We start from the raw sequence: 15,111 nt of genomic DNA on the forward strand, positions 1-15,111 counted from the left end.
TCATCACATGGACAACGATACCCCCGGGGTCGACGCCGAATCTCACGATCCTCTCATCCCGGAACGGAACGGCGACGACGCTCCGAGCGTTCAACAAGGTATGGATGACACCGACACCTTCGCCCGACCGGCAGAACCCGCAACGACCGAGACCTTAGGTGGTCCCCTGCCGCCACCACCTCCCCCAGCGCCGCCGACGGTACCGATCACACCGGTGTCGGCCCGTATCCAGCCAGCACCCCCACGCCGATCATCCGTTCCGCTCATCCTCGGCGCCTTCGCGGCCGCGATCCTCGGATCGGTCCTCACCGTCGGTGTGTTCGCAACCACCGGGATGTTCGACAACGAACCCGCTGCCCCCGCCGCGACCACAACACCGACAAGCGTCGTCAACCGACCGATCACCGAGATCACCAACGAGATCGGATCGGCGGTCAACCCGACCGCGGTCGCCCAGAAGGTGCTGCCCTCGGTCGTGACCGTCAATGTCTTCTCGGAGGCCGGGAGCGACCTTGCCCCTGACGAACGCATCCCGACCGGATCCGGATCGGGTGTCGTCCGATCGTCCGACGGCTACCTGATCACCAACCACCATGTCATCAGCGGCGGGGACTCGTACACCGTCACCTTCGAAGATGGCCGAACCTACGACGCGACCCTCGTCGGGAGCGACGAACTGACGGACCTCGCCGTCCTCAAGATCGACGCGACGGGCCTCGAACCGATCGAATACGGAACCCTCGACGGACTCGCGATCGGCGATCCCGCCGTCGCGGTCGGCAACCCGCTCGGCCAGCAAGGTGGATCCTCGATCACCGTCGGGATCATTTCCGCGTTCGACCGCAGGGTCGACTTCGCAGACGAGACAACGCTCTTCGGCATGATCCAGACCGACGCCGCGATCAACAGCGGGTCATCGGGCGGAGCGCTCGTCGACGCTGAGGGCAAGCTCATCGGTATCACAAGCGCCATCGGCGTCTCGACCGCTGGGCCCGAAGGGATCGGCTACGCCATCCCCGTCGACATCGTCGACCGAATCACCTCCGAAATCATCGAGACCGGCGATGTCGTCCACCCGTTCATCGGTGTCCAGATCCAGACCTACTTCGATATCGCAGACGACGGGGCGGTGATCCCGGACGGAGCGATCATCGAGTCGATCGAAGGCGAGGATTCCGCGGCGGGGGACGCCGGAATGATGGTCGGCGACATCATCATCCAGATCGACGACGAGACCATCAACTCCCAACCGCAACTGATCAGCGCGGTGCGCCTCTACCGGGTCGGAGAAACCGCGGCCTTCACGGTCAAGCGTGGCGATGATACGCTCACGTTCGATGTCGTGATGGGTACACGACCGCCCGAATTCAGGGGCTAGGAGGTCCAGCGTGGACGACGAGGGCATCTTTGAACAGCTCTTCAAGCTGCTCCAGTCGTCAGGGCCCGTGAACTGGAACCTTGCACGCGAGGTGACCAAGAGCCTCGCTGGACCCATCCAGCCGATCGACCCATCCGTCGCTGAGGAATACCAGGAACTCGCCCATGTGGCGGAGGTCCGGATCTCGTCCGTCACGGCACTCCCCTCGCCTGCCACGGGCGAGCTGAACCCCGCCGACCGTGCAACCTGGGCAGCCGAGAACCAGCAGTCGTTCAGGGTCCTCGTCGAGCCGCTCAGTGACAAGCTCAGTGCCATCGGCGACCTCGGTGGCGTCGAGGGGATCCCAGGGCTCGGACCGATGGGTTCCATGAGTGCGATGCTCGCCCCGCTCGGGCCCGCACTGCTCGGGGTGCAAGCCGGGACGATGGTCGGGTTCATGGCGCACCGTGCCCTCGGTCAGTTCGATACCGGCATCCCGGCAATGGACCACGATCGCCCATATGTCATCGTCCCGAACCTCGACGACTTCGCCATCGACCATGGGGTCGACCACCGCCAGGTGCGACTCTGGGGCGCCCTCCACGAGGTCGCTTTCCACCGGATCATGGCCGTCGAGTGGATCCGGGGCCGCTTCGTCACACTCGTCGAAGCATTCTACGACACCGTCGAATTCGACCTTTCGGACCTCATGGGCAAACTCACCGCGATGAACGATCCCGCCGAAATGCAGCGGATGTTCGAAGCCGACGAGGACGCAACCGGGCTCCTCAAGGCCACATCGGATCCCGCCCGGCTCGCCGACATCCAAGCATTCACAGCGTTCATCGAAGGGTACGCAGACCGTGTGGTCCGGCTCGCAGGAGCCGAGCTGCTCCCGGGCATCGAACGGATCGAGGAGGCCTTCAACCGTCGCCGCACCGAACCGAACAAGGCTGAACAGTTCCTCCAGGACTTCGCGGGCCTCGCCATCGAACGGTGGCGCGCCAAAGACGCCTCGATCTTCTGTGATCAGGTCACGGCACGCTGGGGAGCAGACGCCCTCGACCGCGTCTGGGATGAACCAGCCAACCTACCCACCCTCGACGAGTTCACCGACCCAATCGGGTGGAACGCACGAGTCCTCCTCGACGAGACAGCCCTCGGCGAGGACTGACACACCCCTATCATCGCGTCGAATCCTCATCGAACAGATCGATCACTGACGCGCGATGACCGACGCCAACCCACCCGAGCCGATCGACCGCACCGAATCACCGATCGTCGCTCCTCCCGCACGAGGGATCCCGCCATGGCTCCGCGCTGCCCTCGTCGTCGGACTGCTGTACCTCTTCCTCGTCGGGGTCAAGCTCCTCGAAACCGGCATCAAGGGACTCGGGGAGGACTCCGCGGGGAACCTCTTCGAGGGCATCACGAACCCGTTCGCGGCCCTGTTCGTCGGCATCCTCGCCACCGTGCTCGTTCAATCATCATCCGTGACGACCGCAACGATCGTCGCCCTCGTCGGTGCCGGCCAGCTCCCGATCGACACCGCAGTTCCGATGATCATGGGCGCCAACATCGGAACGACCGTCACCGCCACGATCGTGGCTCTCGCTCATGCAAGGCGCACCGAGGAGTTCCGACGGGCGTTCACCGCTGCCACGATGCACGACTTCTTCAATGTCATCGCGGTCGCCGTCCTGCTTCCCCTCGAGCTCCTCACCGGATTCCTCGCATCGACGGCGACATGGCTCGCCGAACTGCTTCCCGGTGGAGCCGACGCGACCTTCGACTCACCCATCAAAGGAATCGTCAAGTGGGGCGCGACCCGCATCGCCGAGGCGCTCAAGCCGATCTTCGATTCAGGAACCAGCCTTGCCGTGGCCGTCATCGTCATCGGCATCATCATCATCTTCGTGACCCTCACCTACATCACCAAGAACATGCGCACGCTCATCGCAAACCGGATCGAGCGGTCGGTCAATGCCGCCCTTGAGAAGTCAGGGCTGGTCGGTATGGCCGTCGGCGTCCTCGTGACCGTCGCGGTCCAGTCCTCAAGCATCACCACCTCGATCATCGTCCCGCTGGTTGCTTCGGGGATGCTGCTCGTTCGGAACGCCTACCCGATCACGCTCGGGGCAAATGTCGGGACCACCATCACCGCGCTGCTTGCGGCTCTTGCCGCCGATTCGGTCGACGCCATGTCCATCGCCCTCGTACACCTCCTGTTCAATGTGTTCGGTATCGTGATGCTGTACCCGATTCGACGGCTCCGCCACCTACCGGTCATCCTCGCTGAACGCCTCGCCAATGTCGCCGTCAAACGCAAATGGATAGCGGTCGTCTACACGATCATTGCCTTCCTTGTCATACCCGTCGTGGGTATTTTGGTACTGAGATAGGGGGCCTATATGGTTCTGGAATTCTTCAAAGGACACAAACAGTCGGGACTCGACTTCATCCAAGACACACTCGTCGGGATGCTCGAGGACGGCCACGATGTGTTCGTCACCGCCTGCAACGCCCTGTTCGGTGGCGGCAAATCCAAGGCCACGAAACGCGAGGTCCGGCGAACCGACCACGAGATCAACGAAGCGCAGCGTGAGGTCCGGAGGCACCTGATGGTGCACGCGGCCGTCAACAATGCGAACCTGCCGGTCGTGCTCCAATACGCGTCGATCGTGAAGGACGCGGAGCGCGTCGGGGACTATGCCAAGAACATCTACGATCTCGTCAAGTACGGGGCGAACTTCGATGTGGTAGAAGATCGCGACGAACTCGAGCACTACCGCGACGCGGTGGCGCAGCTCATTCTCGACGCTGCCGAAGTGTTCGCGCATAAGGACACCGAACAGGCCCAACACCTCATCGGGAAGGCCGATGGCTTCCTCAGCGAATACGACGCCCGCGTGAAGGAGGCCTACAACTCTGACGGCCCCGCATCGCACGCAGTCGCAAGGGCGCTCTACTTCCGCTTCCTGAAACGAACAACCGCCCATGTCATGAATGTGCTCACTTCACTTGTGCAGCCCCTCGACCGTCTCGACTCGTACGACGAGGCCCCCGAGGACCGCATCTGAGCGGATGATCAACCGAACCGAGCGGTGAGTAGAGTCGCCCCATGGACTTCTCACACTCAGACCGATCGCTCGACTATCAGCAACGCCTCACGGCGTTCATGGAAGAACACATCTACCCGGCGGAGGCAGCCATCCATGAGCGACGGGCCTGGGGCGATGACCCGACCGAGGCGCCGCCCGAAATGGCTGCACTCAAGGCCGAAGCCCGCAGCCGCGGCCTGTGGAACCTGTTCCTTCCCGACGACGAATACGGTGCCGGGCTCACCAACACCGAATATGCGCCCCTCGCCGAGATCATGGGACGGTCCATCGAACTCGCCCCCGAGGCGACCAACTGTGCGGCACCCGACACCGGCAACATGGAGGTGCTGCACCTGTTCGGAACTCCCGAACAGAAGGAACGCTGGCTGGTGCCGCTGCTCGCAGGCGAGATTCGGTCCAACTTCGGGATGACCGAGCCGGCCGTTGCGTCCTCGGATCCACGCAACTTGGAAGCCACCGTGACGCCCGATGGCAACGACTACATCGTCAACGGCCGCAAGTGGTTCTCATCGGGGGCGGCATCCCGCGACTCGAAGGTGACCATCTTCATGGGGATCACCGAGCCCGACGCGCCACCCAAGCAGCGCTACTCCATGATCCTCGTCCCCTCCGATGCAGATGGCGTTCGCGTCGTGCGCGATGTCCCCGTCTACGGCTATCGCCACCGTGGGGGCCACGCCGAGGTCGACTACGACCAGGTTCGGGTGCCGGCGTCGAACCTCATCGCGGGCCCGGGACAGGGATACATGATCGCACAGGCACGGCTCGGTCCCGGTCGGATCCATCACTGCATGCGTGCGATCGGTCAGGCAGAACGGGCGCTCGAGATGATGATCGAACGGGGTAAGTCCCGCGAAGCCTTCGGGATGCGAATCATCGACCAGGGCGTGGTCAGGGACTGGGTGGCCGAATCCCGCCTGCGGATCGATCAGGCTCGCCTCCTTGTCATGCGAGCAGCCTGGCTCATCGACACGCACGGCAACCGGGCCGCGAGGACCGATGTTTCCGCCATCAAGGTCGTTGCGCCGAACACGGCCCTGTGGGTCATCGACAAGGCGATCCAGGTGTTCGGCGGGAAGGGTGTCACCGACGACACGCCGCTCGCTGCCATGTGGGCGAACATGCGCACCCTTCGGCTTGCGGACGGGCCGGATGAAGTGCACAAGATGGTCGTGTCCCGGAGGGAGATCGGCAGAGACTGACCTCAGCCGAAGAGCTTGCTCCACAAGCGGGCAAGCACGGAACGATCGCGAGGTAGCGGCAGCTCGGCGAGGACCTCAGCGAGATGATCGGGCGGGAGATCTCCCACGATCACGAAATCATGGCGCTGGTCGGTCCAGTGCACCCTCACATCAGATGCCGTCGCGGCAAGGTCGTACCTGCCGGTGGCGGTGGAGAACACGGAGGCGTTCTCGAAACCCGAGACCTCGGTTTCGTGCCCGAGCACGAACAGGGAGAAGGTGAACAGACCGTCGCTGTAGAAGCCTTGCTCTGCGCCCCCCGGGGCAGGAAAGGCCTCAACGAGGACATAGCCGGCGACCGTTGCAGGCAGCAGCTCCGAATCGCCCGGCATCACGACCTCGTACTCGACATCGTTGGGGTCCATCGGCGCTGCGTAGGTGCGGTATGCACGGAAGTTCTGGAGGCTCGAACGCCGGAACACCTCCCCGCCATCCGTGTAGGTCTCGGTGATGAGAGGAGCCCCCGTGCGCGAATCGATGAGGAAGTTGGCCCGCACGACGCCGTCCTCAAGGACCTGAACAACCGTGCAGTCCCGTCGCATGTGCTGCGCCTCGGCCACCGAACCGATGGTGTAGCGATCCGTTGTGATCGGATCGGCGTGGGTGACGAAAGCGACACCCTCCGGCTCGTCGTCCACAACCACGGACCTGCCGTTGCCTGCCATCGTCCAACTCGAATCGACCCGCACCATCTCAGAACCCGGTGCGTGTTCCACGAACGCCGACGACACCTGGGTCTCGTCACCCCACACCGACACGGTCAACCGGTTCGCCGTGTAGGTCGAGTCCTGGACGCGTTCGAGGTAATCGCCGAGCTCGTCTGCGACGGCCGCCGCAGCCACGAGGCCGACCACGACGAGTGCGGTGCCTCCCACGATCGCGATGCGGCGCAGCGCGGTCACGGGGTTCCGATCTGAAGGCCCGTCGAAACGAATCCCGTTGATGCCCTCGCGGAATGGCGGGACTCGAGATCGACGATTGAGACCCTGCCCGGGTCGGTGCCGTCCCCGAGTGGGGTCACGGCGAAGGCGAGTGATACCGCGGCCACTCCGGCCGCTACCGCGACGGCGGCGCGCAGCCATCGCCGCTTGTGTCGCCCCGCCCGCGCATCCGGATTCTGGGGGTCGATGGCGAGGAACGCTGGCGGCTCCACGCCCGGGAGGGCGCGAACCGCAGTGCGCGAGCGATCGAGGTCAGCGAGCTCCCTTCGGCAGTCGGTGCAACCGTCGAGGTGGGCCACCACCGCTGGCATCTCGGTCGTCACGAGCTCCCCGTCGAGGTACGCCGAGAGTTGCTCGCCGAGATGGCTGCCGGGAAGCAGTTCGAGGGGAACATTGAGGGCCGGCATCGTGCGCACCGTGCGGCGGGCGGCCTGGAGCGCGCGAAACTCCGCAATGGCGTCGAGGTCGGATTCGAGGGCAGCAACAACCTCGTCGAGTTCACCGGGGGACAGTTCCCCGTCGAGGTAGCAGGACAGCAGCAGCGAGAGATGATCATCGATCGGGTGTCGCTCCATCGGGCTCACACCGGCCATGTCAGCAACCCCCTCAGTGTTGAGCGGCCCCGATGGATCCGTGAACGAACCGTACCGACGGGGACATCGGTTGCCTCTGCGATCTCGTCGTAGGTCAATCCGACCACATCGCACAGCACCACAGCTTCACGAAACTCGAACGGCAGTTTGAGGAGAGCACTCTGGACATCGTCGGACAGTCGAACCGACGCGAGCACCTCATCGGGCGACGGGCTTGCGCCGAGTGCTGAGAAGTCACCCTCCGGGAGGGGTTGGGTCGGCCGACGCTTCTTCTTGCGGACACCGTCGAGGAAGGCGTTGCGGGTGATGCGCCACAGCCAACCGTCGAAAGAACCGGGGGTGTAGGACGCGAGGCCCTTCCGGACTCGAAGCAGCACCTCTTGCACGAGGTCGGCAGCATCGTCCGGATTGCCGGTGAGTCGATACGCAAATGTGTAGATCTTGCGACCGTACCGATGTGCAACATCTTCCCACGTCAACAAGTTGTCAGCCATGGTCCCCATCTCACAGACACAACGCCGAACAGGGCAGCAGAGTTCCGCGCGATGCGCGTATCAGACCGAGGAGTCCTCTTGGTTCTCTTGGTCTTCTGCCGATTCGTCGACGCCTTCCTCAAGGCCCTTGCGGAACTCCTTGGCGGAGGCGCCGATCGATCGCGCGAGCTGCGGGAGCTTGGCAGCACCGAAGAGCAGCAGCACCACGACGAGGATCACGATGAGCTCCGGGCCCCCGATGTTCTTGATGAAACCGAACATGCTGGCTCCTTTCACCACGAGTGTAGCCACGACGCCGGCAAGTCCCGCCCTTGGGAACGCCGGTAGGTCGCCCGTCAGCCGAGCCCGAAGGAGTCGACGAATCCCTGGAGGCGCTCGCGGGTGACGAACACGAGCCGCTTGTCGCGCCGCTCACGCTCGTACATCGAATACGGGCTGAACTTGTCAGACACAAGCAATGCCCGGTGGACATCGGACTGTCCCGCGATCGCCGCAACTTCGCTGAAAACCCGGTCGTGAACCTCGGGATACTCGCTGTCGTCGTGCGGAAAGACCACCACCGCAAGCCGCTCCCCCGGCTTGGTGGCGTGATACACCGTTGCGGTCGGCGCCGAGATCATCGGTCGCTTCAAGTCGGTCACGGCGTAGCCACCGGCGCGCAACAAACCAACCGTGAGCTCGTCGAGCGACATCGATGACGGATCCACACCGGCCGTACGAAGAAGCGCCTCGGAGGGGCCGGTCAATCGCACAAGCTCAGCAACGGATTCGAGCGAGCCGCGCGGCGTTGGCTGGCTCGTGACCGAAGTATCGGCAACGACCTCGTTGAGGGCTGCGATCAGGTCACGCGTTGACGCTGCCCGAACGGTGAGGTTCGGGAGCTTCCCCGGTTCCGGAAGCTCGACCGTCGCGATCACCTCAGGCTCGTCGCCACGCATCGCCGACACCTCGATTCGATGCACGCCGTCGAGTGGGAGACCGGCCGCCGACTTGGCGCGGACATGCTCCACCGCCGCGTGGGACAAGAGCTCGATCAGATGTTCGCCCGCCTCGGAGTCGCCGAGTGGGACATCGAAGACGGTTGAAGCCGTCTCCCCTCGCACATGGAAGGCGGCGAGGTGCGGACCGATGGCGAGCTGACCGACCGTCGGATCGGACTCGGGCGGCTCACGGGAGTCGCGGGCATCCCTTGCGGTCCCCGACGACCGGTATGCCTGGACGGCAATGCCAACGAGGGCGATGAGCACGAAGACGACGATGACGAAGATCAAGATGCCCAAGGACAGCTCCTTTGATGAATCTGGCCCGATTGTACCCGTCGGGGCACCCGTGCCTTCAGCTCGCCTCGCGACGACGAGCCGCGATCTGGCGTTCCCGCCGAATCTTGCGCCGTTCGCGCTCCGACATCGCCCCCCAGATCCCGAACTTCTCGGACGACACGATCGCGAACTCGAGACACTCTGCCATCACCGAGCACTCGCGGCAGATGCCTTTTGCGGTTCGGGTGGAGGCTCCCCGCTCGGGGAAGAACAGGTCCGGATCGGCCCCGCGACAGTTCGCGAAATCCTGCCAAGACATGTCGAGGCCCTCGGACTGCAACGCCTCGATGAGATCTCCGAACACTCTGCTCCCTACATCGATGTAATTACAATAATGTGATTTGGTTCGATTCAACCAACGAAGCGTCTTGTTGTCAACTGCGCACCCGGGACTGCGGTGAGCTTCCACCATCGCGATATTCTGGGAACAGCAACGCCGATCGACAGGGACACCCGGTAGTGACCACCACGAAACGACCTCCCGTCAAGGAACGCACACGGTGGCAGCATTGGCTCGGAGGGTTCTTCTCATCGTCCATCGGTCTCAAGTGGATCATGGCCATCACCGGTATCGGCCTTCTCGGATATGTCGCGGCGCACCTGTTCGGGAACCTCAAGATCTTCACCGGAACCAACGAGGCCGGTGAGTACTACATCGATCTGTACTCCGAGGCGTTGTGGCACCTCGGAGGGCATCTCCTCCCCCAGGGCTTCCTCCTGACACTTCTCAGGATCGGGCTCGCAGCCGTGTTCGTCCTCCACATCTGGGCCGCCGTTGTGCTGACCAAGCGCAACCGCGAGGCGACCGGAGCCACGAGATACCGCGCCTCGAGGCAGTGGGCCGCATCCAACTACGCGTCCCGCACGATGCGATTCGGCGGTGTCATCATCGCGCTCTTCGTCCTGTACCACCTCGCAGATCTCACCTTCGGCATCGCGAACCCCGATTTCCACCATGGTGATGTCTACAACAACATGGTCGCGAGCCTGTCGCGTTGGCCCGTCGCAGTCCTCTACATGGTTGCCAACATCGCGCTCGCCTTCCACATCTACCACGGCGCGTGGAGCCTCTTCCAGAGTCTCGGGACGGTGAATCCGCGATACGACTCGTTCCGCCGCGCCTTCGCATGGGTGTTCGCCGCCGTAATCCTCGTCGGCAATCTCTCGATGCCGGTCGCCATCCTTGCCGGCTGGGTCTCGTAGGAAGGATGAACATGGACAACGATCCCACCATGCTCTCATCAGGAGAACCGTCAGGACCGATCGAGGACCGCTGGGACACCCACCGGTTTGCAACCAAGCTCGTCAACCCTGCCAACAAGCGCAAATACAAGATCATCGTGATCGGTACCGGCCTCGCGGGCGCTTCTGCTGCGGCAACTTTCGGTGAGCTCGGCTACCGCGTGCAGGCGTTCACCTACCACGACTCCGCTCGCCGTGCCCACTCGATCGCCGCCCAGGGCGGCATCAACGCCGCGAAGAACTATCCGAACGACGGTGACTCCATCTACCGCCTCTTCTACGACACCGTCAAAGGCGGCGACTACCGGGCACGGGAGTCGAATGTGTACCGGCTCGCCCAGGTCTCGAACGAGATCATCGACCAGGCGACGGCCCAGGGCGTTCCGTTCGCCCGCGAATACGGCGGGCTTCTCGACAACCGCTCCTTCGGCGGGGCGCAGGTGTCGAGAACCTTCTACGCGAGGGGGCAGACCGGTCAGCAGCTCCTTCTCGGGGCCTATCAGGCGCTCTCGAGACAGGTCAAGGCAGGAACCGTCGAGTTGCACACGCGCACAGAGATGCTCGAAGTCGTCACGAAGGACGGACACGCCGCCGGGGTCGTCGTCCGCGATCTCGTCTCAGGTGAGATCTCGTCGCACAGCGCACACGCAGTCGTGCTCGCAACCGGTGGATACTCGAATGTCTTCTTCCTGTCGACGAACGCCATGGCGTGCAACGCCACCGCGGTGTGGCGGGCACACCGAAAGGGGGCCTACTTCGCGAATCCGTGCTACACGCAGATCCACCCGACCTGCATCCCGGCATCGGACGAATTCCAGTCGAAGCTCACCCTCATGTCCGAATCCCTCAGAAATGACGGGCGCATCTGGGTACCGCTGAACCCCGACGATGACCGCGCCCCGAATGACATCCCACCGGACGAACGCGACTACTACCTCGAGCGTCAGTATCCCGCCTTCGGGAACCTCGTACCCCGCGATGTGGCGTCGAGGGCGGCAATGCGGATGATCGACGCCAACCGAGGTGTCGGTCCGCTACGCAACGGGGTCTATCTCGATTTCCGATCGGCAATCGAACGGCTCGGGAAGCACCGGATCGAGGAACGCTACGGGAACCTGTTCGAGATGTACGAGCGCATCACCGACGAGGACCCGTATGAGGTCCCGATGCGCATCTACCCGGCACCGCACTACACGATGGGCGGCTTGTGGGTCGACTACAACCTCATGACGACGGTACCCGGGTTGTACGCGATCGGCGAAGCGAACTTCTCAGACCACGGTGCAAACCGGCTCGGCGCATCTGCTCTGATGCAGGGACTCGCCGACGGCTACTTCGTTCTCCCCTACACGATCGGGCAGTACCTGTCCGACTACCTCAACACCGACCCGGTCGCCACCGACGACGAAGTCTTCATCGAAGCCGAACGAGCTGTTAGCGAACGCAGCGAGCGTTTCCTCGCCATCGGTGGCACGCGATCCGTTGACCACTTCCACAGGGAACTCGGGAAGGTCATGATCGAACACTGCGGGCTCGCCCGCTCACGGGAAGGACTTGAGAAAGCGATCGGTGAGATCAGAGCCATTCGGGACGAGTTCTGGTCCGATCTCCGCGTGCTCGGAACATCCGACAACCTGAACCAATCCCTCGAGCGTGCGGGGCGGGTCGCGGATTTCCTCGAGTTGGCGGAACTGATGTGTCGCGATGCCCTCGACCGTGAGGAGTCCTGTGGGGGCCACTTCCGAGTCGAGCATCAGACGCCGGACGGGGAGGCACAGCGCGACGACGAGAACTACGCGTTCGTCTCCTCATGGGAATGGAAGGGTCCCGACTCCGACCCTGTTCGCCATGCCGAGCCGCTCGAATTCGAGTATGTGCCACTGACGCAGAGGAGCTACAAGTAATGGATCTCACTTTGCGCGTGTGGCGTCAGGCAGCCAAGGACGAGCCAGGCGAATTCAAGGTGTACGAGGCAAACGATGTGAGCCCCGACGCCTCGTTCCTCGAGATGCTCGACCAGGTCAACGAGCACCTCAACGACCGAGGTGACGAACCGATCGCCTTCGACCATGACTGCCGCGAAGGTATCTGCGGCATGTGCGGCGTGATGATCGATGGTGAACCGCACGGCCCGCAGACGGGTACAGCGACCTGCCAGCTCCACATGCGGAAGTTCCGGGACGGTGCCTCCATCACCATCGAACCGTGGCGTGCCGCGTCACTTCCCGTCGTCAAGGACCTGATCGTGGACCGCTCACCGTTCGACCGCATCATCGAGGCGGGCGGGTACATCTCGATCAACACGGGGGCAGCACCGGACGCGAACATCATTCCCGTCACCAAGGAAGCGGCAGAGACCGCAATGGACGCCGCGGCATGCATCGGCTGCGCCGCGTGTGTCGCTGCGTGCCCCAACAGTGCAGCGAACCTGTTCACGGCGGCCAAGATGCAACACCTCAACCTACTTCCCCAGGGTCAGCCGGAACGCTGGACGCGGGCCGTTGCGATGGTCGAGACGATGGAGGAGTATTTCGGGTCGTGCACGAACCACGGCGAATGCGAGGCGGCGTGCCCGAAGAACATCTCGATCGACTTCATCGCATGGATGAACCGCGACTATGTGAAGGCGCAGTTCAAGAACATGGCCAAGACAAGCCAATCGTGAAGATCGAGCCCACACAGAAGCGCATCCGAACCCAGATCCGCGGCGTCACGATCGCCGATTCGACGGATGTGCTGATGGTCTGGGAGATCCCGTACTTCCCGACCTACTACTTCCCGCAGAGCGATGTTCGCATGGACCTCATGACGGATTCGGGGGAAACGAAACAGTCAGCCAGCCGCGGCACCGCCAACCTGTTCGACATCGCCGTCGGCGACCATGTCGTGCCACGCGCCGCCCGGGTCTGGAACGACGCCAAGACCGACGAGCTGACCGGCTCTGTGTCGTTGGTGTGGAAGGCAATGGATGCCTGGTTCGAAGAAGACGAAGAGGTCATCGTCCACGCCCGCGATCCGTACACGCGCCTCGACATCCTCCAAAGTTCTCGCCACATCTCGGTCGAGGTGGATGGTGTCGTCGTCGCCGAATCCGACCATCCAAGGATCCTGTTCGAGACGGGCCTCCCCGCCCGGTACTACCTCCCGAAGACCGATGTCCGTTTCGAGTACCTGCGGGCCAGCGACACCGTCACGAGCTGCCCGTACAAGGGTCACGCCAGATACTGGACGATCGAGGTCAACGACACGAGCCACGAGGACCTCGCATGGGGCTACGACACGCCGCTGCGAGAAGCCCAGGAGATCGCAGGGTTCGTCGCCTTCTACAACGAGAAGGTGGACATCACCATCGACGCAGTCCGCGCGGAGCGCCCAACGACGCAGTTCGGTTGACCGAATCCGGTTGGGGCCATCTCGCCGAGCGGCCACGGTACCCTGCGAGATCAGACACGCACCGAAAGGAACACCTGTGGTCACCTTCCTCTCCGACGAGCATTTCACCGCCGCGAAGCAGGCACTCACCGCTGATACCAACTTCCGGGATGCGATCGTGGGTGTGGACCTCGTCGCCCAGTTCGATGTCTCGGGAGCTCCCGACGGCGATGTGTCGTACTACCTGTCCATCAAGGACGGCGTTGTCGACACGGCGAAGGGCACGAACGACGCCGCCGATGTGACGGTCGCGAGCGACTACGAGACATCGAAAGCGATCTCGAAAGGCGAGCTGAATGTCCAGATGGCGTTCATGACCGGCAAGATCAAGGTCGGGGGCAACATGGCCAAGATCATGATGCATCAGAATGTGATCGGCGAGTACGCACGGGTCCTCTCCGGCCTCGATGTCGAGTACTGAACGATTGCTACAGGTCGATCTCTGCGAGATCAGCGACCTTTTCCGCAACGGCAACAGCCGCCTGCTCGAGTCCGGCTTGCTCGCTCGCTGACAGTTCGGCCTCGACGACCTCCTCGACGCCGTTCCGCCCGAGTCGTGCCAGCACCCCGAGATACACATCGGAGATCCCGTACTGGCCCTCCATCCACGCGCAGACCGGCATCTCGGCACCCTGATCCTCGATGACCGCCCTGACCATCGAGGCCGCGGCCGCCGACGGTGCGTAATACGCCGAACCGGTCTTGAGGAAGGCGACGATCTCGGCGCCTCCGTTGCGGGTTCGTTCGACGAGGTCGGCAACCGTCTCGGTGTCGAGTGCCTCCGTGAGCGGGGTGTCGCCGATCGAGCACATGGACGGGACCGGAACCATCGTCTCGCCGTGCGAACCCAGGGTCACCGCGGTCACATCGAGAATGTCGGCACCGGATGCTTCGCTGATGAAGTGGGCGAAACGGGCGCTGTCGAGCATTCCGGCCTGTCCGAGGACCCGGTTCTTCGGGAACCCTGACACCTCGGCGGTGAGTGTGGTCATCTGATCGAGGGGGTTCGTCACAACGATGATCACGGCGTCGGGCGAATACCGGACGATCTCCTCCGTGACCGACTTGACGATCTTGGCGTTGACCTCGAGGAGGTCCATGCGGGACATGCCGGGCTTGCGCGGGAGGCCCGCGGTGATGACCACGACATCGGAGTTCGCGGTGTCGGAGTAATCGTTGGTCCCGACGACCCTCGTGCGATAGCCGAGCACCGGTCGCGACTGGTTCATGTCGAGGGCAAGTCCCTGGGGCAACCCCTCGACGATGTCGGTCATGACGACCTCGTCGACGATGTCCCACTCGGCGATCCGTTGAACCGTGGTTGATCCGTACTTGCCTGCCCCAACAACCGTGACCTTGCTCACAATGAC

At 63.3% G+C, this 15,111-nt stretch carries 17 protein-coding genes; 10 read left to right on the forward strand and 7 right to left on the reverse strand.

Annotated features, from left to right (window positions below; genetic code table 11):
* The first annotated feature begins 7 nt into the window (after nt 1–7).
* Genes R2823_00180 through R2823_00200 form a run of 5 tightly spaced genes read left to right on the forward strand, consistent with a single transcriptional unit; the run spans nt 8 to nt 5,681 of the window.
* Nucleotides 8–1,378, forward strand: coding sequence for a trypsin-like peptidase domain-containing protein (locus R2823_00180; protein ID MEZ5174611.1), 1,371 nt, complete (start codon nt 8–10; stop codon nt 1,376–1,378).
* Between the two features lie 10 nt (nt 1,379–1,388).
* The gene (locus R2823_00185; GenBank protein MEZ5174612.1) at nt 1,389–2,531 is read left to right on the forward strand and encodes a zinc-dependent metalloprotease; all 1,143 of its coding nucleotides are present in this window, start codon (nt 1,389–1,391) and stop codon (nt 2,529–2,531) included.
* A gap of 55 nt (nt 2,532–2,586) precedes the next feature.
* Nucleotides 2,587–3,759 (forward strand): Na/Pi symporter, encoded by a 1,173-nt coding sequence (locus R2823_00190; protein MEZ5174613.1) that lies wholly within the window; start codon nt 2,587–2,589, stop codon nt 3,757–3,759.
* Between the two features lie 9 nt (nt 3,760–3,768).
* Nucleotides 3,769–4,437 (forward strand): PhoU domain-containing protein, encoded by a 669-nt coding sequence (locus R2823_00195; GenBank protein ID MEZ5174614.1) that lies wholly within the window; start codon nt 3,769–3,771, stop codon nt 4,435–4,437.
* 41 nt (nt 4,438–4,478) lie between these two features.
* Nucleotides 4,479–5,681 carry an acyl-CoA dehydrogenase family protein gene (locus tag R2823_00200; protein ID MEZ5174615.1) on the forward strand — a complete coding sequence of 401 codons (1,203 nt, stop codon included), beginning with the start codon at nt 4,479–4,481 and terminating at the stop codon, nt 5,679–5,681.
* A gap of 2 nt (nt 5,682–5,683) precedes the next feature.
* On the opposite strand, the gene R2823_00205 is transcribed toward R2823_00200, so the two are convergent.
* The 6 genes from R2823_00205 to R2823_00230 form a co-directional block, all read right to left on the reverse strand.
* The gene (locus R2823_00205) at nt 5,684–6,622 is read right to left on the reverse strand and encodes a hypothetical protein (GenBank protein ID MEZ5174616.1); all 939 of its coding nucleotides are present in this window, start codon (nt 6,620–6,622) and stop codon (nt 5,684–5,686) included.
* Nucleotides 6,619–7,254, reverse strand: coding sequence for a zf-HC2 domain-containing protein (locus R2823_00210; GenBank protein ID MEZ5174617.1), 636 nt, complete (start codon nt 7,252–7,254; stop codon nt 6,619–6,621). The genes R2823_00205 and R2823_00210 overlap by 4 nt, the downstream gene beginning before the upstream one ends.
* A complete protein-coding gene (locus R2823_00215) occupies nt 7,242–7,748 on the reverse strand; it encodes a sigma-70 family RNA polymerase sigma factor (protein MEZ5174618.1) in 507 nt (168 codons plus the stop codon). Before R2823_00215 ends, R2823_00210 begins: the two co-directional genes overlap by 13 nt.
* A gap of 60 nt (nt 7,749–7,808) precedes the next feature.
* Complete coding sequence (gene tatA / locus R2823_00220) at nt 7,809–8,009, reverse strand: twin-arginine translocase TatA/TatE family subunit (GenBank protein MEZ5174619.1); 201 nt, start codon at nt 8,007–8,009, stop codon at nt 7,809–7,811.
* Between the two features lie 74 nt (nt 8,010–8,083).
* Nucleotides 8,084–9,028 carry a hypothetical protein gene (locus R2823_00225; protein ID MEZ5174620.1) on the reverse strand — a complete coding sequence of 315 codons (945 nt, stop codon included), beginning with the start codon at nt 9,026–9,028 and terminating at the stop codon, nt 8,084–8,086.
* 55 nt (nt 9,029–9,083) lie between these two features.
* The gene (locus R2823_00230) at nt 9,084–9,371 is read right to left on the reverse strand and encodes a WhiB family transcriptional regulator (GenBank protein MEZ5174621.1); all 288 of its coding nucleotides are present in this window, start codon (nt 9,369–9,371) and stop codon (nt 9,084–9,086) included.
* Between the two features lie 155 nt (nt 9,372–9,526).
* On the opposite strand from R2823_00230, the gene R2823_00235 reads away from it, so the two are divergent.
* From R2823_00235 to R2823_00255, 5 genes are all read left to right on the forward strand, one after another.
* On the forward strand, nt 9,527–10,270 hold the full coding sequence (locus tag R2823_00235; protein MEZ5174622.1) for a succinate dehydrogenase cytochrome b subunit: 744 nt from the start codon (nt 9,527–9,529) through the stop codon (nt 10,268–10,270).
* A 5-nt stretch (nt 10,271–10,275) separates the two neighbouring features.
* Nucleotides 10,276–12,213 (forward strand): fumarate reductase/succinate dehydrogenase flavoprotein subunit, encoded by a 1,938-nt coding sequence (locus R2823_00240; protein ID MEZ5174623.1) that lies wholly within the window; start codon nt 10,276–10,278, stop codon nt 12,211–12,213.
* On the forward strand, nt 12,213–12,974 hold the full coding sequence (locus R2823_00245) for a succinate dehydrogenase/fumarate reductase iron-sulfur subunit (protein ID MEZ5174624.1): 762 nt from the start codon (nt 12,213–12,215) through the stop codon (nt 12,972–12,974). Before R2823_00240 ends, R2823_00245 begins: the two co-directional genes overlap by 1 nt.
* Complete coding sequence (locus R2823_00250) at nt 12,971–13,702, forward strand: DUF427 domain-containing protein (protein MEZ5174625.1); 732 nt, start codon at nt 12,971–12,973, stop codon at nt 13,700–13,702. Before R2823_00245 ends, R2823_00250 begins: the two co-directional genes overlap by 4 nt.
* 76 nt (nt 13,703–13,778) lie before the next feature.
* Complete coding sequence (locus R2823_00255; GenBank protein MEZ5174626.1) at nt 13,779–14,162, forward strand: SCP2 sterol-binding domain-containing protein; 384 nt, start codon at nt 13,779–13,781, stop codon at nt 14,160–14,162.
* Between the two features lie 7 nt (nt 14,163–14,169).
* On the opposite strand, the gene mdh is transcribed toward R2823_00255, so the two are convergent.
* Nucleotides 14,170–15,108, reverse strand: coding sequence for a malate dehydrogenase (mdh, locus tag R2823_00260; protein MEZ5174627.1), 939 nt, complete (start codon nt 15,106–15,108; stop codon nt 14,170–14,172).
* Between the last annotated feature and the right edge of the window lie 3 nt (nt 15,109–15,111).

The organism is Acidimicrobiia bacterium (assembly GCA_041393965.1).
Taxonomy (GTDB): Bacteria; Actinomycetota; Acidimicrobiia; order Spongiisociales; family UBA5794; genus UBA5794.

Bases quoted from the DNA above. Each gene is read 5' to 3' on its own strand.
- R2823_00245 (MEZ5174624.1), top strand. From the start codon at position 12,213: ATGGATCTCACTTTGCGCGTGTGGCGTCAGGCAGCCAAGGACGAGCCA.
- R2823_00215 (MEZ5174618.1), bottom strand. From the start codon at position 7,748: ATGGCTGACAACTTGTTGACGTGGGAAGATGTTGCACATCGGTACGGT.
- R2823_00190 (MEZ5174613.1), top strand. From the start codon at position 2,587: ATGACCGACGCCAACCCACCCGAGCCGATCGACCGCACCGAATCACCG.
- R2823_00180 (MEZ5174611.1), top strand. From the start codon at position 8: ATGGACAACGATACCCCCGGGGTCGACGCCGAATCTCACGATCCTCTC.
- R2823_00240 (MEZ5174623.1), top strand. From the start codon at position 10,276: ATGAACATGGACAACGATCCCACCATGCTCTCATCAGGAGAACCGTCA.
- R2823_00200 (MEZ5174615.1), top strand. From the start codon at position 4,479: ATGGACTTCTCACACTCAGACCGATCGCTCGACTATCAGCAACGCCTC.
- tatA (MEZ5174619.1), bottom strand. From the start codon at position 8,009: ATGTTCGGTTTCATCAAGAACATCGGGGGCCCGGAGCTCATCGTGATC.
- R2823_00210 (MEZ5174617.1), bottom strand. From the start codon at position 7,254: ATGGCCGGTGTGAGCCCGATGGAGCGACACCCGATCGATGATCATCTC.
- R2823_00195 (MEZ5174614.1), top strand. From the start codon at position 3,769: ATGGTTCTGGAATTCTTCAAAGGACACAAACAGTCGGGACTCGACTTC.